The organism is Clostridium sp. CTA-6, from assembly GCF_054768115.1.
The window spans coordinates 1-19953 of record NZ_BAAAAU010000001.1; the positions used below are offsets into that span (position 1 = coordinate 1).

Here is a 19953-nt window from a genome sequence, read left to right on the forward strand (position 1 = left end):
AGGTATTACAAGGGCAAAAGAAAACTTATATTTAACTGTACCAAAGGTTATAAGGGGGAAGAATAAAGAAACCTCTAATTTTATAAAGGAATGCAAGTTAGATAAAGAGTTATTAGAAAATGATTATTTTAAAGGAAAAGAAAGAGTTATTCATAAGGTGTTTGGTGAAGGAATCATTGAAAATCAAGGGGAAAATTATGTGGAGATAGGATTTTTAGATGGAACTAAAAGAAAATTTGATAGAAATGTTATAACTAAGAGTAATATTATTAAAAAGAAAAGTGTATCATAGAAATATTATTAGTAATAAATAAACTTATATTCTAAATATATAGGTAACAAATTTTATATTATACACATAATAATATAAGGAAAACCTGATAAAATGAATTGAATTCTATTGAAAATTTCACTTACATAGATTAAATAATATAAATATAAGTAGAATATTTATATTAAATCGAAGGATTTACAACCTTTTCAATAGAAAAATGCATAAAAAAATATATAATAATATATATTAAATGCTTTTATAGACTTTAATATGTTTGACATAAAAGGAAAATGTGGTATACTATATTTGAAAAATATGACGAAAATTAAAAGCATTTAAGTTTAAGGAGGAAAAAATCATGATTCATTTTAAAAAAATGTGGGATGACGTATGCAGCATTTTAGATCATAATGAAATAGAAAATTTAGAAATTCTTGAAAGTTTTAAAACAGGATTCATAGTAAAAACAGAGAATGGAACAGAATTTATAACTAGAGATGATTTCGTTGATTTTTGGTGTCATATGCTATGTTTTAATAAAGTAACGGAAATGGACATAGAACAAAAGGGTAAAGAAACAAAAAAATGTATTTGTGATATTGTAAAAAATTTACCTTATATAAATGCTAATAATGGTGTAATAACTTTAGTAGAACAATAAGAAATATAGTATATTTTTAAGTACTTTTTTATATAAATAATAACTTAAATGCAAAGTCAGGATATTATTATGTACACATATGGGTGTTTTAAAAAAGTTGCTTTTGTTGAATCTTTGAATATAATATTATATAATTTTATTAAGCTCATATTCTAAAAATTAAAGAATATGAGCTTTTAAATTAAGAAAAAGAGGTAGTATACTATGGAGAAAAATCATCTTGACAAACAGAATATAGTATTCGCTTTGGATATAGGAACTCGCTCAATTTTAGGAGCAGTGGGAGTAGTAAGAGATAAGAAATTTCATGTTATAGAAGAAAGTTATGTAGAACATGAAGAAAGGGCTATGATAGATGGTCAAATTCATGACGTTTCTTTAGTAGCTAATGCTGTAATAAAAGTAAAAAGAAATTTAGAAAAAAAGATAGGTATAGAATTAAATAAAGTTTCTATTGCAGCCGCAGGAAGATTTTTAAAAACATATACTGCGAAATCTGAATTAAATATGGATAATGAAAAGGAAATAGATAAGGATACTATAAGAAGTTTGGAGCTTACATCAGTAAAAAAGGCAGAGGAAGAAGTAAGTAAAAAATCTGGTGGAAAACTTTATTGTGTAGGATATACCGTTAAGAATTATTATTTAAATGATTATGTTATAGGAAACTTATTATTACAAAAGGGAGAAAAAATAGCAGCAGAGGTTATAGCAACTTTTCTTCCAAGATATGTTATAGATAGCCTTTATTCTGTTATGAAAAAAGTAGGGCTTATAGTAGATAGCTTAACTTTAGAGCCTATAGCTGCCATGGAGGCTGCTATTCCTAAAAAATTAAGACTTTTAAATTTAGCTCTAATAGATGTAGGTGCAGGAACTTCAGATATAGCTATATGTAGCAGAGATAGTATAACAGCCTTTGGAATGGTTTCTTTAGCAGGTGATGAAGTAACGGAAGCTATTGTTCAAAACTTTTTAGTGGATTTTGAAGCGGCAGAAAAAATAAAAAAACAATGCTCAGAATCAGAGTCCGTAGAATATATAGATGTTTTAGGACTAACTAATAAAATTCCATCAAAGGATGTAAAAAAAGTTATAGAACCAGTAGTTAAGAAGATATCAGAGGAAATAGGAAACAAAATAATTGAAATAAATGGAGAGAAATCACCTAATGCTATATTTTTAGTAGGAGGAGGTGCTCATACACCCCTTTTGAAAGAATTTTTATGTGAAAAACTTAATATGCCTTTAGAAAGAGCTGCTATAAAGGATAGAGATGCGGTTATAGATTGTAGTATTGAGAATAATAAATTTGGTAGCGAAGGAGTGACAGTTCTAGGAATAGGTTTAATATCTATAAGAAGATTAGGAAATGATTTTATAGACGTAATGTTAAATGGAAGCATAATAAGTCTTTTTAATTCCCATAAACATACAGTCATGGATGTAATGCTTCAGGCAGGTATAAATCCTAAGGTTTTGTTAGGTAGGAATGGTAAAAGTATAAGATTTACATTAAATAATATAAAAAGAATGGCATTTGGAACATTAGCTACCAATGCATTAATAAAAATTAATGGAGTAAAAGCCTCTGTTGAAGATAATATAAAAGAAGGAGATAAAATAGAAATTGAATTTGCTAAAAATGGTGAGGATTCAAAGCCAACCTTAAAGGATTATATAAAGAAAGTATACTCTACAACTTTCTTTATAAATGATATTATAGAAAATTTAACTCCTTTAGCTTTTGTAAATGGTGATAAAAAAGATGTAAATTATATAATTAAAGAAGGGGATAATGTTAAAATTTTCTTCCCTGAAACTCTAGGCCATTATAAGGAGTATTATGAAAATTTAAAGGACTATAAATATTATTTAAATGGAGAAGAACTTAAGGAAGATTACATAATAAAAGAAGGAGATAGAATATATAAACTAAGAGATGAAATAGAAAAAAATAAAGAAGAAAATTCTGAAAAAAATAAAGCGGATGAAAAAGAAATAACTGAAAAAAATAATGAATTAAATGTGGTAGAAAAAGAAATAATTAAAACAAATGATGAAACAAGTATTCAGGAAGAAATAGAAAATAATTATACACAGAGTAAGGATAATGACTTAAAGAGCAAAGATTTACAAAGTGAAGCATTAGGTGAAAAAGAGGCTGCTTTAACAAAAGAATATATAGAGAATGAAGAAGACAATAAAGAAGAAAAAATAGAAACAGAAAATTTAAATATTAAGGAAACAGGTATAAAAGTTAGAGTAAATAACGAGGAGATTATTCTTAAAGATAAAGACAAATATATTTTTGTGGATATATTTAATTATGTGGAGTTTGATCTATCTGTAGCTAAAGGAAAGCTAGTTCTTCTTTTAAACGGTAAGAGTGCGGGGTATTATGATGATTTAAAGGATGGAGATTCAATAGAAATAAAATGGGAATAGGTATAAACAGAGTTTAAATACAAATATATATTTTATAAATAAAAGATAAAATATTCAATTGTATTACTTAAATAACTGGAGGTAAATATGGGAGAGATAAATTTTTTAAAGGAAGCTTTAGATATAAAAAATGAAGTTATAAAATTAAGAAGAGATTTTCATAAACATCCAGAATTAGATTATGATCTTTTTAGAACCTGTGAAAAAGTGAAAGAATTTTTAAAAAACGAAGATATAGAATTTTATGACACAGCAGGTACAGGAGTTTGTGCCATAATAAGAGGGAGGGGATCTAAAACTGTAGCTATAAGAGGTGATATGGATGCTCTTCCACTTCAAGAAAAAAATATTTGTAATTATTCATCAAAAATGGAAGGTAAAATGCATGCATGTGGACATGATGCTCATACTGCCATACTTTTAGGTACTGCTAAGGTTTTAAATTCTATAAAGGATAAATTAAATGGGAATATAAAATTATTATTTGAACCTGCAGAAGAGACTACTGGTGGAGCTAGAATTATGATAAAAGAAGGGGTTCTTAAAGAACCGGAAGTAGATGCTATTATAGGTCTTCATATGGAGGAAAAAATAGAAACAGGAAAGATAGGATTAAGAAGGGGAGTAGTAAATGCAGCTTCAAATCCCTTTACCATAAAAATAAAAGGAAAGGGATCCCATGGAGCTAGACCTAATAATTCTGTAGATCCTATAATTATAGCTAGTAATGTGGTGGTGGCTCTTCAAAACATAGTAAGTAGAGAATTACCTCCTACAGATCCAGGGGTGTTAACCATAGGAACTATCCATGGTGGTACAGCTCAAAATATAATACCAGAGGAGGTTGTATTATCTGGTATTATAAGAGTTATGAAAACTGAACATAGAGAATATGTTAAAAAAAGATTGGTTGAAATAGTAGATGGTATATGTAAAGCTATGAGAGGTGAATGTGAAATAGATATAGAGGAGAGTTATCCTTGCCTTTATAATAATGATGAAATGCTAAATAGTTTTATAAATTCTGCAAAGGGTGTAATAGGAGAAGATAAGATAGAGATGTTAGAAGAGCCAAGCATGGGAGTTGAAAGTTTTGCTTATTTTTCCATGGAAAAGCCTTCAATATTCTATTATTTAGGTTGTAGGAATGAAGAAAAGGGCATAGTGCATCCTGCCCATAGTAGTTTATTTGATGTGGACGAAGATTCCTTACCATTAGGAGTGGCACTTCATTGCAGGGCTGCTTTTGATATTTTAAATTCATAATATAAGGTTAGTAAGAAAAGTTGAATTAAATTTTAAATAGGTTGTGAAAATAATGTGAAAAAAAGATTAAAGATGGTGGAGGGGCTGAGGGAGCTTCTATGCTTATGCCATCTAAAAGGGGATATGTTTCAGAAATTAATAAATTAAGCAGAAAATATGGAGATATAATTCTTAAAGAAATGGTAGCATCAGCTAATATGAACAATAGAGGTGTAGTAGAGAGAGGATATGACTGGGTTCAACTGGCCAAATGTTCCGGTAGTTTTAGTTGAGATGGGATTTTCGTCAAATGCTAAAGAGGATAGGCTTTTAAATACTGAAGAATATAAAGTAAAAATAGTAAATGGTTTAACTGAAGGTGTTAAAAAAGCAATAAATTAAATATTACTATTTATAATAAAAAAATACATTGTTAATAACGTTATATCTAATGCAATATTACAGTACTTATATAATAAACAATAGATATGAAAAGGTAAGTATTTTCTCCTTACCTTTTTGTCATCTTCCATATTATTATATTTACAATAATATATACAATCCAAAATACAAGAGAGGATATATTACAAAAAGTGTTCTTAAAACTCCAATTAGTTTTAAAAAGTTTAGAAAAAATTAAACTTAAAAATATCTGTAAGATTATTATAAGAATTGTCCATAGTATTATTTGCTTGGATGTCATATTATTTTTCATAATTGTTATCCCCTTTTACTAAATGTCCAGCTTCCTACACGTTGAGTTCTTTTTGAATCAAGATAGTAAGTGTTTTCATATCTAGTATAATATTTTCCAACAGAACTCTTTGTTCTATATACGTTGCTTGTAACATATAAATAATTCGGTAAAGAAGCAACTCCTCCGCCAGTTCCAGTGACTATAGCTGTGGTTATTATTTTAGCTGCTACAGAAATTCCAACATAAGGTGTAACTGCTACTATAGCAGCAGCTGCAGCACCAACTGAAACTCTTTTACCTACTAAGCTTACTCCGTATCTATCTGTACGAATATATTTTTTGTATGTGCTTCTTGATAATAATTGGTTTTCTTCAACTGTTTTATTCTCTGATATTTCTGCTTTTAGAGTTGACGTTTCAGTTTTACCATTAATATAATTATATTCTGTACTTTTGACAGCTTGTCCTTCTAAATGGGAAGAAATACTCGAATATAATATTTCTTTTCCATTAACCATTTTATATACTTTACTAGAAACATCAGTGCCATTAATATTTTCTTTAATTTTATACATTCCATCATTTCTAAGTTCAGTATATTCAAGATAATTATCTGTTATTTCAATAAAATTTATATTCTCCCTTGAATTTTCTGCGAATTTATTGTTTGAATTAATTTTTTCAATAGTTGAAATTCCTTCTAATGATGGAGGTTTATTGTATGTAGCTCCAAAAGCAGGAACACTTGTAGTAAGTGATATTAAAGATGCAAGTGTAACACTGATAATTTTTGTATTAAACTTTTTCATAAAAATTGCTCCCTTCAAATTAACATACTTTATTGTTATTTTTAATATAAAAAATTTTTATAATAGACTAATTATAAAACCTCCCTTGTAGCTAAACGATTAGAAAGTATCAGTTAGTTTAAACTAACTGATTGATAAATGTATAGTATCATACACAAAAAGTAAATTCAAGATAATTTATACAAAATATTAATTTTATGGATTATAACATTAAATATATAGTAGCATCATGTGGATTATATTTAATGTGATATGAATAGGTATTCAGTTTGGAATAAGAGGGTATTTACTTGATAAAAATATAATAGTAATATATAATAAGTTGTTAGTATATGCAATATAAGCAAAAATTACATAATTTATAAGGGAAATGTGTATTTAAGGTAATATATGAAGTAGAACCACATAGAATTTATAAGGATGCACAATATACAAATAATAAAGTTGTACTGTAAGGAGTGTTTTCATGAAAATAGTAATAGGCGCAAATGAAGCGGGACAAAGATTAGATAAGTTTTGCAGAAAGTGGTTAAAGGATGTACCTTTGAGTGCTATATATAAAGCTATAAGAAAAGGTGAAATAAAGGTTAACGGTAAAAAATCTAAGGAAAAGAACTTCTTGGAAGAAGGAGATATAGTAGAGTCATTCAATGTGAAATCTAAGGGAGAAAAAAAGAAGTTTGTTAGAATAGATAATAATCTTAAGATTACCTATGAAGATGAAAATATGGTATTGGTAGAAAAGTGGCCAGGAGTTTTAGTTCATTCAGATAAGAAAGAAGGAGAGCCTACTTTAACAGACTATGTGCTGTCTTATCTTTACGATAAAGGGGATTACACTCCAGAACTAGAGGTTACTTTTACACCAGCACCTTGCAATAGATTAGATAGAAATACTTCTGGTATAGTTATATTTGGTAAAAATTATGAATCACTAAAAACTCTAAATGAAATGATAAGAGATAGAAAAATAGAAAAATATTATTCTTCTTTAGTAAAGGGGAGAATTAAAGATGGTATTTATGAGGCTTATATATCTAAAAATCAAGATACTAATATGTCTAAAATATATAATGAACCAAAACCTAATACTAAAAAAATAGCTATGGAGGTCAAAACTATTCAGACCTGTGGGTCTTTTTCCTTCATAGAAATAGAGCTTTTAACAGGAAGAAGCCACCAACTTAGAGCGCATTTAAGTCATTTAGGAAATCCTATAATAGGGGATTCTAAATATGGAGATAAAAAATTAAATAGTTTCTTCCACAATAAGTATGGATTAAGTTATCAATATTTATATTCCTATAAACTTATATTTAGAGACACTATGGGAAATTTGGAATATATGAAAAACAAAACCATAGCAGAAACTTTACCACCGATTTTTAAGAAAATAAAAAAAGATGTGTTTAAGTTTTAATAATATATAAGTATGGGATGGGGAGTACATTATGAAAAAGCAATCAGTAACTAAAGGATTTGCCATATTATCCATAGCTGGAATGCTGGCAAAGGTTTTTTCTTTAATTTACATACCAGCATTAATAAATATACTTACAGATCAAGGGTATGGTATTTATATGGCTGCTTATCAAATTTTTACATTTATATTTATTTTAACTAATTCTGGTATACCTGTAGCCATATCTAAGCTTGTATCAGAGCTTATAGCAACAGAAAATTATAAAGATGCTCTAAAGTCTTTTAGACTTGCAAGATATATGTTGTTATTTTTAGGATTTGCAATGGCCCTGTTTACCGTTTGTGCATCAGGTTTTCTATCTAAGCGTATAGGGTACCCAAAAGCCCAATTATCAGTATTGGCTTTAGCACCATCTATTTTATTTACCTCTGTTGCTTCTGCTTATAGAGGATATTTTCAAGGTATGGGTAATATGACACCTACTGCTATATCTCAAGTTATAGAACAGCTTATAAATGTAATATTTTCCTTATTGTTTGCAGCAATATTTATAAAATATGGATTGGAAGCAGGTTGTGCAGGAGGTACTATTGGGACTTCATTAGGAGCTTTAGCTTCAGCTTTGTTTTTGATGTATTGTCATAAAAAAAATGGGGCTATAAAAGTAAAGGATAAAAGTAACATAAAAGATGAAAAATATAGTGTAGTTTATTTGATGAAAAAAATTATACATTATGGATTGCCTATAACATTGTGCGTAGGTATGAATTCAGCAGGAGCTTTGATAGATGTATATAACACTAAGGCCAGACTAATGGTAGCTGGATTTAATGAAGTTAATGCCACCGTACTTTATGGATATTTAGCCAAGTATCAACAGTTTATAAATGTACCTATAGCTATAATAAGTTCATTATCTATGGCGGTACTTCCTGTTATAGCAGGGGCTGCAGCTAAAGGGGATAAAAAACAGGTTAAAAGCAACATAAATTATGCTTTTAGATCTTGTTTTTTAATTGCAATACCAGCTGCTGTAGGATTAGGATTTTTAGCAGATCCTATATATAAAATGCTTCATATAGGTGGCGGTGTAGAAATAATGAGATATGGTGTTATAGTTTTAGTTTTGATGGCTGTAGCTCAGATACAAACTACTATACTTCAAAGTATAGGGAAACTTTATGCTGCTACATTATATTCTCTGATTGGAATATGTTTTAAAATATTCACAAATTATTTATTAATAGCACAACCAAATATAAATATAAAAGGTGCTATATATGGTAGCGCTATTGGATTTTTGGTACCTATTATATTAAATCATAGAATGATTAAAAAATCTTTAAAGGTTAAATTTAATATCATAACTCCTGCGATAAAGCCCTTTATAGCTGCACAAATAATGGGATTTATAATAGTGCCTTTTCATAATTTAGTTAGTTATTTTATAGAGTTTTTACTTAAAAGAGTTTATATAGCTAATGCAATTGGAACTTTGGCAGCTGTAATACTAGGAGTATTTATATATGCTTATTCATTGATATTAATAGGTGGCATAAGAAAAAAAGATTTAGATAGAATGCCTTCTAAATTAATAAAGTTTATACCTAAGTTTGTTAGAAAAAGAATAAGATAAAAAACATTAGATTGGCAAGGAGTTTTCTTGCTAATCTAATGTTTTTTATTTGTAATATTTATAAGGATAAACATTAAGAAGAATCCAGAAAGTATTATTAAAATATTTCTTATATAAATATTTTGTAATGATATTATATTATTTAATAGATTTAATATAAGATATACTAAAATTGTGCATAAAGCATATATGAATTTTTCATGTAGGTCTATTTTTATAAAACAATGTTTTTTTATTTCTTCAAAGTTTAGTACTATAGAGGTTATAGAGGTTATTATTAAGGTTATACCATAGCCGTATATATTTATAAAAGACAAACCTGTTAGCATATATAAAAGTATCAAATCCTCTACAGCTACAATTATTGAGTTTTTTAAAAGTATTTTCTGCTTCCCTATACCGTTTAATATAGCATAGCTTATAATAGAAACATATACAAAGGGAGTAGAAAAGGATAAAAACTTTATATAATTTCCTAGGTCTTTTCTATTAAAAAACATGAAACCTAATTCATTAGGTATAGCAGCACAAACGCATAAGGTGCTTAAACTTAATATTAGGGCTATTTTTATAATTTTTTCTATTCTATTTTCCATAGAAAAGTAGTTACCTTTACTCATACTCTCAGATAAGTCAGGTATTAATATAGTACAAATAGAGGTTAATATTATTGAAGGGAATAAAGGAATAGACAAGGCCATGTTTGAAAATTTTCCCATCAATGATAAAGCTTCTCTGTAATTAATTCCAGCACTTAGTAACCTTCTTGGTATTATAAGGGTTGATAATGTATATAAACCCGTAGTTAAAAAACCGTTTAAGCATAAGGGCAAAGATACTATAAGTACGTTAAAGAGAAGCTGTAGACTATCCTCAGATTCATTATAGCTAAATTTAAATTTCAATTTATTTTTTATATAAAAAAAATATAGAAAAATTAAACTTACAAGTTCCCCTATAGTAAGAGTAGTATAAGCTGTAGTTACAGTTCCAGATACTGAAGAAATATTAAAGGAATAAATTATAAGGGAAAATACAACAATTCTAAGGCCTTTTTCTACTATATCTATGATAGCAGGTACTTTAGCAGTTGATATGGAGTAAAAATATCCTTTTAATATAGCAGATAAAGCAATAAAAATCATAGCAGGGCATATAACCCTCAAAGCCTTAAGAGATCTAGTGTCTTTTATTATATTAGAACTTATGTAAGAAGAATTAATAAAAACAAAACATACCACAATTATGGCCCATATAGCATCAAAGGTTAGGGTAGATTCTACGGTTTTATGTAAATTGCCAAAATCATTTTTACCAAAATAAATAGCACAATTTCTAGATATAGCTGCAGTCATACCACCGTTTATAAGGCAAGTGAATAAATCATAAATAGGCATAATTAGTCCGTAAAGTCCCATACCTTCAGCACCAAGTTTATTAGAAATAAGTATAGAAAAAGTAAAAGCACAAACCCCAGTAGTTAAATTAGAAACTATTAATGTAAGGGACTCTTTAAAAAAAGTACTTCTTTTTGTAAGCATAAAAAATATATTTCAACTCCTGTAAAATACTAACACTAAATAAATATGAGGAAAACTTCAAATATATTCTACTGAATACTAAATAAGAAAGTTATAAAAGGATAATCTTTAAAAGAAGCAAAAAATTTTTTTGCTTTTAATACAGTTATGTTATACTGTATAATAAAGTTGGGAGTTTATTCTAGGTGTATAATCTTTAATAGCTTTATGACATATTATATAGAACAATTAATCATAGGAGGGGAAGTTATGCAAAAGTTGTTTTGTAACATTTGTGGTATAGAAATAAATGAAAGAAATTATAATTTAAATAAGGAAGCTTTTTTAGATAAAAATACTACTGATTCTATAAAATTTTGTCCTATATGTGGAGCCCCTATAAAATATTTAAGTGAGGAAAAATTTATATATAGACTAGAAGAGAAAGAGTTAAATGGAGAAGTGTTTAAAATATTAGATCATGCCGTAAAATTGGAAGTATTTAATGGGGATTTTTATAAGAAAGCTTCAGAATTAGCTAAAAATGAAAAAGTATCAAAATTATTTAAGGCTTTGGCTAATATAGAATATGGTCATGCTATGGTTCATAAAAATTTAGCAAGAATAAGAGAAATGCCTAAACTTACTAAAATAAATTATGATAAATATGATAATGATAGTATACTATTAGAAATGGCCCAAAAAAGGGAAGAACATGCTGTTAATTATTACAATAAATATGGTAAAGATATTAATTCAAAAACCTTACATATAGTTTTTGAGGCTTTAAAAAATGTGGAGATAGATCATATACATATAATAAATGAAAAATAGAACTTAGTTAAAGCTAAGTTCTATTTTTTAATTCTTTGTACTTTTTTTACCTTTTGTATATTACCTTCCATAGGTATTAAATCTTTCTTTGTAGTCATATTTCTAACATTTATTATTTCAATAGATTCTCGGTTTTCTTTCCCTTTTTTACCCTTTAAACCTTGTACAAGTATAAAATTTCCCTGGGATACATTTATAAATTCAGGTTTTTTAAACCACTTTTTCTTTATATAAGTACATTTGATAACATTTTTACTTCTTTCAGGTTTTACAAGTAAAATTACTGTAATTTTATTAAGAATCCAAAGTATAGATTTTTTTTCAACCTTAGCTGAAATTACATTACCTTGAACTTGAGTAATTCTATCTCCATATTTTTTTAGATATGCTTCTGTGTAGTATGATCCAAGTTTTTCTTTAAAACCCATAAGTATAACTCCTTTACTAATATGTATTTAAAATAATAAATAATTGCTATAATTTTATGTATATTATAACATAGTATTGGTAAATTTAAAATAATTTAATTTGAACCCCATTGGCATGTAGGAAAACTACTAATTATATAATAATTTTATTGATAATACTATAAATAGTATTACCATAAATATTATAACGATACAATAAATAAGTTGTGCACCTATAGATTTAGATGCTGTTGATGTAAATTTATTAACTTATGAAGAGATTGATTCAAAGTAGATTTAATTTTCAGATGACCTCTTCTTTTTATTAAGTCTTAAATTGGAATTTGATATTTTAAATGTTAATGAAAGTTATAATTCATATTTATATTGGTCTTTAAAAAAGAGAAAAGTTATTGAAAGCTTAGAAAATGAACGAATATTAATATTATTCTATATAAAAATAAGGAGAAATCCAGAGAAAAAAATGTTAAAATAATAGCATATTAATATATAATCAATTTTATTGTGCAATTTTAAGAAAATTTAGCAATTATTTAGTTTGATTACAAAGCATATATATATTATTATAATTATAAAGTATAGTGAAAAGAAAAAAATAGGATGTGGTTTTGTGGGTAGTAATAACTACGCCTTGCGTAGAGTTTTTATAGCTCTTCTATTAAGTGGTACAGCAGTGTTTATAACATATGTACTTATAAGTCTTAGATATGTTCTTCTTTAATATATATAAGAATAAAAAGCCAAATTACTTAAATAATAAAAGTAATTTGGCTTTTTATATAAGTAATTTAATATAAAGAAAATAATTATAATTGATACAAGGATAAAATTGGTTATCCAAATTAATTAAACTTAAAAATATGTAATAATATAATCACAAATATCTACAAGTTGTTAAAAGGATATTAATTAAATATGAATAATGATTTTAAATATATAATGTATGATCAGAGAAATGCCCTGAATTAACAGATGTAAGAGTTTGAATTTGAAAAAATTCCCTTATAATGTTTTGGGATAGTTATAAAAGCTGTTGTAATTCGTTAAAAAAATAACTATAATATAAATATGATGATTTATTTACATTATTTATGGAATCTTATATATATTTAAGGGGGTATTTATAAATGTGGGAATCTAAAATTACTATAAATGAGATAAGAGAGATAAGATTTAAAACCACTGTTTATTTAGGGATAGGAGCAATAGAAAAAATATATGATATAATATCTAATTTGAAAAAAATGAGTATAGACAAGGTACTTATTGTTACTGGAAGAGGAGCTTATAAAAAAACTGGAGCTTGGGATTATGTTGAAAAAGCTTTGGAAAAGGAAAACATAGCCTACATTTTATATAATGAAGTTACACCAAATCCAACTGCAGATCAAGTAGACGAGGCTGCCAGAATGGGAAATGAATTAGGTGCAAAGGCGGTAATTGGCATAGGAGGAGGAAGTCCTATAGATGCAGCTAAGAGTGCAGCAATACTTCTAGAATATAAAGATAAAACCGCAAGGGATATATATGAATTTAAATTTACTCCAGAAAAAGCAGTTCCGGTTATTGCAATAAATTTAACTCATGGAACAGGTACAGAAGGAGATAGATTTGCAGTAGTTAGTATTCCAGAAAAAGAATACAAGCCAGCTATAGCCTATGATTGTATATATCCTCTATATGCTATAGATGACCCACAACTTATGGTTAAGCTACCAGTGCATCAAACTTGCTATGTATCAGTGGATGCTATAAATCACGTAGTAGAGGCATCCACAAGTAAAGTAGCAAGTCCATATACCATATTATTAGCAAAGGAAACAGTAAGAGTGGTTTCTAGATATTTGCCTCAGGCATTACAACATCCAGGGGATTTAACAGCTAGATATTATTTAACATATGCTTCTTTAATTGCAGGTATATGTTTTGATAATGGATTGCTTCATTTTACTCATGCTTTAGAACATCCATTAAGTGCAGTAAAACCAGATTTATCTCATGGGTTAGGATTAGGAATATTATTACCTGCTGTAATAAAGGAAATATATCCATCAGTATCTGAAGTTTTAGCAGATATTTTATCACCAATAGTTTGTGGATTGGAAGGAAATCCAGGAGAGGCTGAAATAGCAGCTAAAGGTATAGAAAGATGGTTATATAGTATAGGTATTACAGAAAAATTAACAGACTTAGGATTTAAGGAAAGTGATGTGGAAAAATTGACAAAGTTAGCTTTTGAAACACCAAGCCTAGACTTATTGTTAAGTATGGCCCCAATAGATGCAGATAAAAAAGTTGTTAGTAATATATTTAGAAATTCTCTTTAAATTTAATATAGATAATAACCGTAGAAAAGCTTTTATATATTGTATATAAAAGCAAAAAAATTAATTTAAAATAAAACTACCTAAAAGATGATTAATATGGAAAACAATGAAATATAAATGTGCTCTCATTTATATTAAGCCTTCTTAAAATAAGAATCATCTCTAATAGGTAGTTTTATTATTTAAGAAAAAATAGTATTAAGAACTTATATTTAATATAGGTAATACTATATATAAAGGAATATTAACAAGGAAACTTAATTTTATATTTTTTATTATGAAAATATAAACCTCTTTAGTTACTAAAGTAAACCTTAATGAATATTAATATATTAATGACTAAAAGGGGGAGTGAAACATGCTAAGAAAAATAGAGTCAAAGGATTTATTATATAATGTGGAACTTAATGATATCAATATAGATAAAACCCAAAAGTATACTCCAGAATATAACTCTATATATGAAAAGATAAATATTGCTTTAGATATAGATAAACCAGGATACAATTTATACTTAGTAGATGATTTTTCTAAAGAAAAATTAGATAGTATAATAAATTTTATAAGTCAAAAGTTAGAGAAAAAAAGTAAGCCAAAGGATATTTGCTATGTAGTTTTAGAGGAAGAAAGATACCCTTATAGTATATATTTAGAAAATGGCAAAGGGAAAATATTAAAAGAAAAATTAGAAGATATTCAAACAGAATATAATGAATGTATATATGATTTTTATAATAAATCTTCCAATAAAGAAAAAGAAATTATTTTAGAGAGCATGGAGAGAAAAAGGCATGAAATAGTAAATGAACTTATAGAGGAGTCAAAACAAGAAGGGTTTGAAATAAAAACGGGTGTATCTGGCTTTGTTTTTATGCCCATAAAGGAGGGTGAGGCTCTAAGTGAAAGTGAATATGAAGATTTGAATAAAGAAGACAAAGAAGAGATATTAGCAAAAGTATCTAAATTAAAAGAAAAGGCAGAAGCTTCTTTAGAAATATTAGCTGATATGGAGATGGAAGGATTAGAAGAACTAAAAGATATAATGAAGACTTATTTTGAAATGGAAATGAAAAGTTTAAAGGAAGAATACAGAATGGAGTTTGAGGATAGTATTCAAGCCCTAGATTTTTTAAATAGTGTTTGCAGAAATATAGAAAATGAATTAATAGAAAATTACACTTCAAACTATGAAGAAGATCAAGAATTTATAGCACAGGGTATATATAAATATAAAGTAAATGTAATAGTGGATAATACTTTAAACAAGAGTCCTTTAGTTATATTTGAAGAAAGTCCCTCAGTAAATAATTTAGTTGGAAGCATAGAATATGAAAATAAAAATGGGGTGTATTATACAGATGCTAGTTTAATTAAAGCAGGATCACTTTTAAAAGCTAATGAGGGTTGCCTAATTATAAGAGCTAATAGTTTGTTTACAAATGGCTCAGCTTATTTTTATTTAAAGAAAGCTCTTATGAATGATAAGATAGATTTTGATTATAATAAAGGATATCTAGAACTATTATCTTTAGGAGGTTTAAAACCGGAACCGATAAACACTAAATTAAAGGTAATAATTATAGGAGATTATGAAACCTATAATTTACTTTATAATTATGATGAAGATTTTAAAAAGATATTTAAGTTAAAATCAGAATATAATAAAATAGTGGATATAAATAGTAAGAGTAAAGAATGGATTTGTAAAAATATATATAATATATGCGAAAATGAAAATTTGAAAAATATAAATGAAGAGGCTGTAAAAGAAGTATGCAAATATTTATCAAGAAAAGCTGAAAATAAAAATAAATTTTATTTTGATAATTATGAGATAGATAGATTATTAATACAAGCTGATAACAAAACTAGTATTGAAAATAGAGATATTATAACAAAAGAAGATATACAATTTGTAGCTTATGAAAAAGAGGAAATAGAAAAAGAAGTTATGGAAGGGTATGAAAAAGAAAGAATATTTATAGACATAAAAGGAAGTAAAGTTGGGCAAGTAAATGGTCTATCTGTAATAGATTTAGGATATGCAAGTTTTGGAAGACCTATTAAAATAACTTGCTGTTGTTATAAAGGTAATGGAGATATTATAGATATTCAAAAGGAAAGTAATTTAAGTGGAAATATACACAACAAAGCTATAAGTACTTTAAAGGGATATATAAATAGTATAATAGGGAAATATGATACATTGCCAGTAGATTTCCATTTGAGTTTTGAACAGATATATGGAAAAGTGGATGGAGATAGCGCTTCTGTAGCAGAGGCCATAGCTATGTTATCTGCTCTAAGTAATATACCTGTAACACAAAGTATAGCAGTTACGGGATCAATAAATCAATTTGGTCAGGTTCAACCTATAGGTGGTGTAAATGAAAAAATAGAAGGATTTTATGAAGTATGTAGATATAAAAAAGATATAAAGGATAAGGGGATATTAATACCAGAATCAAATAAAGAAAACTTAGTATTAAACAAAGAAGTGGAAGAAGCCATAAAAAAAAGAGAGTTTGCTATATATACTATGGAAACTTTAGAGGATGCAGTAAAAATACTTTTAGGAGAAAAGAGTTTCAGATTTAATGAATTAATAACAGAGATAGAAAAAGAACTGAAAAAATATAATAAAAAATACAAAAAATACAGAAATATAAAACTATAAAAGTATAAGACTATAAAATAGATAGATTATAATTAATATAAATAGAATTTAAATAAGATGACTTTTGTTCAGTGCAAAAGTCATCTTATTCATTTGAGTATGTAGGCAAATTTATTTTCTATATAAATATACCTATATACTCATTTTTAAAATGGCGTTAGTATAAAGTATTCATAAAAAGAAATTCCTATTAAAGAGCTTTTACCTTTTCCTTTAATAATATTACCTTGAACATCAACTAAATTATTTCCTTTGTTAGCTTTAGTATTAGTTTTTTTACTACTGGGCAATTTTTTATTTCTAGTATTAATTAGAGTAGGGGGTATTATTAAATTTATTTACTATAGAACCATCTTCAGCATTAACAAAAACATTCCAATTTCCCGTATCTGTGTCTAAATCTACTAAATAAACCACATAAGGATTTCCTTGAAAATTATATAAATATAAATCTGCCTTTGACTCATATAAACCTTCATATTTAATATTATTTTTAGCTTTTTCTATAGCAGCATTCTTTGATAGTTTGATTTTATTTTTCCAATTTCCATTTTCAAAAGCAGTGTCCACTCTACCGGTTATAGAACTCATAGTGGAGTCTTTTTCAGTAGTAAAAACTATTCTTCCATAGTATACAGGTATGCTTTCTATTTGGTAAATTGTATGATAGTAAGTTTTGCCTTTTTCATCTTTTAAGGTTTTTGTACTTTTAAGAGAACCTTTCTTTAATCCAAATTTAGAGATATTTTGTTGAAAGAATTGGTTTATTTCTTCAAAATTGTTAAATTTTTTTTCATTTATATTAGTGGTAGATTTTTTATTGTTCTGTTTACTTTTTTCCCAAAATATTGTTGTAGTTTTTGGCTCATTTTTACTTTTTTTCCCTACAGGACCTGTAGCATAAATTGATGAAACTGGTGAAAAAGTCATTATAGTACTTAAAAGTATAGTTAATAATTTTTTACTTTTCATAAATATCTTAGCCCCCAATATAATTATATTATCAATTATTATACTATTAATTATAATATAATTATTATATATAAATAAGATGATTTCTATGCAAATAAGAAATCATCTTATTTATTTAAAATCAGTTTTTACATAGTTATATTTATAGGTTTAATTGGATTTTATTATAATGGTAATTGAGGTGTAGCAGTTATTCCAACTTTGTCAAAAGCATTTTCTACAATTTGAACATATTTACTATTTTCCCCATAGAGGTCTTTAGTAACTTTAATTAAATCATTTCTACATTTAGAGAAATTTGTTGTCTCATCCCATTCATAGCAATTAGCTGTATAAAATAATTTTGCCATAATATCTTTACTATTTTCTACTCCTAATTTTTCTATACCATCTGCAATTAAGTAAGCTGCATGATTTGTTATACCTGAATTTACATGAACACCACCATTATCACCCATCGGAGTGGCAGGCATATATCTATAATCTTTCATATGAGCTGGTTGGCCTCTTTTAGATGGATCTTGCATATCTCTTATTGCAGCTTCCTCAGTATTTGGTTTCCAGGAATCTTCCCCTAGTTTAAAGTTTTTACCTTTAATAGCTACTCCCATAATATCTGAAAAGGATTCACTTAAAGCACCAGATTCATTTTCATATTTAAGATTAGATTCTTTATGCGTTACACCATGACTGAACTCATGACCTACTATATCTAAAGACTTTGACATATGAGCAAAGTTTTTTCCATCACCATTTCCAAAAAACATGGAATTAAATTCTTCATTCCAAGCAGCATCTCCAACTGCATTGTAATCAACAAAGGCTTCAACCTTCATACCTTTATTATCAATACTATTTCTATTAAATTTATCTTTGTAATAATCATAAGTTTTCCCTAAGTTTATATAAGTATCCACAGCAATTATATGTTTATCATCTGTAAATTCACTGCTATTATTTTCTACAAGGCTAGAAGCTCTTAACAAATCTGATTTAGTATAGCCTATATATTTATTATTTATATCATAGACATAAATATTTTTGTTGCTATTTTTTAAATAGTATTTTCCATCTTTATAAGTTAGATCAATATCTACTATTCCATTTAAAGAACTTTTACCTTTTCCTTTAAGAGTATCACCTTGAACATCAACTACATTATTTGATTTATTAACTTTAGTATTAATTTTTTTAGTACTGGTCAATTTCTTATCTCTAGTATTAGCTAGAGTAGGGGTATTATTAAATTTATTTACTATAGAACCATCTTCAGCATTAACAAAAATATTCCAATTTCCCGTATCCGTATCTAAATCTACTAAATAAACTACATAAGGCTTCCCTTCAAAATTATATAAATATAAGTCTGCCTTTGAATCATGTAGCTCTTCATATTTGATATTATTTTTAGCTTTCGCTATAGCATCACTCTTTAATAGCTTAATTTTATTTTCCCAATTATCATTTTCAAAGGAAATATCTACTCCACCATTTATAGAATTCATAGTGGAATCTTTTTCAGTAGTAAAAACAATTCTTCCATAGTATACAGGTATACCTTCTACTTCATAAATTGTATGATAGTGGGTTTTCCCTTTTTCATCCTTTAAAGTTTTCATACTTTTAAGAGAGCCTTTTTTAAAACCAAACTTAGATATATTTTGTTGAAAGAACTGGTTTATTTCTTCGAAATTGTTGAATTTTTCTGAAGCTATATTAGTGACAGATTTTTCATTATTTTGTTTACCTTTTTCCCAAAATATAGTGGTGGTGTTTGGCTGGTATTTACTTTTTATTCCCACGGGTTCTGCAGCGTAAACTGATGAGATTGATGAAGCTGTTATTATAGCACTTAAAAGTATAGTTAATAATTTTTTACTTTTCATAAATATCTTAACCCCCAATATAATTAGTATATATAAATAAGATGATTTCTTACTTAGGTAGAAATCATCTTATTTATTTAAATTTAGTTTTTTATATGATTATATTTATAGTTTTG

General features: G+C 26.9%; 14 protein-coding genes and 2 pseudogenes. 11 read left to right on the forward strand and 5 right to left on the reverse strand.

Annotated elements, in window-relative coordinates; genetic code table 11:
- From ACYUDJ_RS00005 to ACYUDJ_RS00030, 6 genes and pseudogenes are all read left to right on the forward strand, one after another.
- Nucleotides 1-292 (forward strand): annotated as a pseudogene (locus ACYUDJ_RS00005) (ATP-dependent helicase); the annotation flags it as partial.
- A gap of 340 nt (nt 293-632) precedes the next feature.
- Nucleotides 633-935, forward strand: a complete 303-nt coding sequence (locus tag ACYUDJ_RS00010; RefSeq protein ID WP_003486626.1) for a hypothetical protein — start codon at nt 633-635, stop codon at nt 933-935.
- Nucleotides 936-1139: 204 nt separating this feature from the next.
- Nucleotides 1140-3383 (forward strand): cell division protein FtsA, encoded by a 2244-nt coding sequence (locus tag ACYUDJ_RS00015; RefSeq protein WP_003486623.1) that lies wholly within the window; start codon nt 1140-1142, stop codon nt 3381-3383.
- An 87-nt stretch (nt 3384-3470) separates the two neighbouring features.
- Nucleotides 3471-4649: a M20 metallopeptidase family protein gene (locus tag ACYUDJ_RS00020; protein WP_003486622.1), complete on the forward strand. Its 1179-nt coding sequence runs from the start codon at nt 3471-3473 to the stop codon at nt 4647-4649.
- Nucleotides 4650-4753: 104 nt separating this feature from the next.
- Nucleotides 4754-4921 (forward strand): hypothetical protein, encoded by a 168-nt coding sequence (locus ACYUDJ_RS00025; protein ID WP_242651484.1) that lies wholly within the window; start codon nt 4754-4756, stop codon nt 4919-4921.
- Nucleotide 4922: 1 nt separating this feature from the next.
- Entirely contained in the window at nt 4923-5030 is a 108-nt protein-coding gene (locus tag ACYUDJ_RS00030; RefSeq protein WP_231701362.1) for a hypothetical protein, read from the forward strand.
- 318 nt (nt 5031-5348) lie between these two features.
- Here the strand turns inward: ACYUDJ_RS00030 and ACYUDJ_RS00035 are convergent, their stop codons facing one another.
- The gene (locus ACYUDJ_RS00035; protein WP_139814317.1) at nt 5349-6152 is read right to left on the reverse strand and encodes a hypothetical protein; all 804 of its coding nucleotides are present in this window, start codon (nt 6150-6152) and stop codon (nt 5349-5351) included.
- A gap of 448 nt (nt 6153-6600) precedes the next feature.
- Between ACYUDJ_RS00035 and ACYUDJ_RS00040 the strand changes: the two genes are divergently transcribed.
- Both ACYUDJ_RS00040 and ACYUDJ_RS00045 read left to right on the forward strand, forming a co-directional pair.
- Nucleotides 6601-7554: an RluA family pseudouridine synthase gene (locus tag ACYUDJ_RS00040; RefSeq protein ID WP_003486616.1), complete on the forward strand. Its 954-nt coding sequence runs from the start codon at nt 6601-6603 to the stop codon at nt 7552-7554.
- A gap of 31 nt (nt 7555-7585) precedes the next feature.
- Nucleotides 7586-9193 (forward strand): putative polysaccharide biosynthesis protein, encoded by a 1608-nt coding sequence (locus ACYUDJ_RS00045; protein WP_003486612.1) that lies wholly within the window; start codon nt 7586-7588, stop codon nt 9191-9193.
- A gap of 35 nt (nt 9194-9228) precedes the next feature.
- Here ACYUDJ_RS00045 and spoVB read toward each other — a convergent pair whose 3' ends face one another.
- The gene (gene spoVB / locus ACYUDJ_RS00050) at nt 9229-10734 is read right to left on the reverse strand and encodes a stage V sporulation protein B (RefSeq protein WP_003486610.1); all 1506 of its coding nucleotides are present in this window, start codon (nt 10732-10734) and stop codon (nt 9229-9231) included.
- A gap of 249 nt (nt 10735-10983) precedes the next feature.
- Between spoVB and ACYUDJ_RS00055 the strand changes: the two genes are divergently transcribed.
- Nucleotides 10984-11547 carry a ferritin family protein gene (locus ACYUDJ_RS00055; protein ID WP_042385202.1) on the forward strand — a complete coding sequence of 188 codons (564 nt, stop codon included), beginning with the start codon at nt 10984-10986 and terminating at the stop codon, nt 11545-11547.
- 20 nt (nt 11548-11567) lie between these two features.
- Here ACYUDJ_RS00055 and ACYUDJ_RS00060 read toward each other — a convergent pair whose 3' ends face one another.
- The gene (locus ACYUDJ_RS00060) at nt 11568-11975 is read right to left on the reverse strand and encodes a hypothetical protein (RefSeq protein ID WP_003486607.1); all 408 of its coding nucleotides are present in this window, start codon (nt 11973-11975) and stop codon (nt 11568-11570) included.
- A 1127-nt stretch (nt 11976-13102) separates the two neighbouring features.
- Here ACYUDJ_RS00060 and ACYUDJ_RS00065 point away from each other — a divergent pair.
- A complete protein-coding gene (locus ACYUDJ_RS00065; RefSeq protein ID WP_043031832.1) occupies nt 13103-14302 on the forward strand; it encodes an iron-containing alcohol dehydrogenase in 1200 nt (399 codons plus the stop codon).
- Nucleotides 14303-14660: 358 nt separating this feature from the next.
- Nucleotides 14661-16979, forward strand: coding sequence for an AAA family ATPase (locus ACYUDJ_RS00070; RefSeq protein WP_043031833.1), 2319 nt, complete (start codon nt 14661-14663; stop codon nt 16977-16979).
- Nucleotides 16980-17161: 182 nt separating this feature from the next.
- Here the strand turns inward: ACYUDJ_RS00070 and ACYUDJ_RS00075 are convergent.
- A pseudogene (locus ACYUDJ_RS00075) lies at nt 17162-17951 on the reverse strand (PepSY domain-containing protein); the annotation flags it as partial.
- Nucleotides 17952-18115: 164 nt separating this feature from the next.
- A complete protein-coding gene (locus ACYUDJ_RS00080) occupies nt 18116-19837 on the reverse strand; it encodes a M4 family metallopeptidase (RefSeq protein WP_043031834.1) in 1722 nt (573 codons plus the stop codon).
- Nucleotides 19838-19953: the final 116 nt, after the last annotated feature.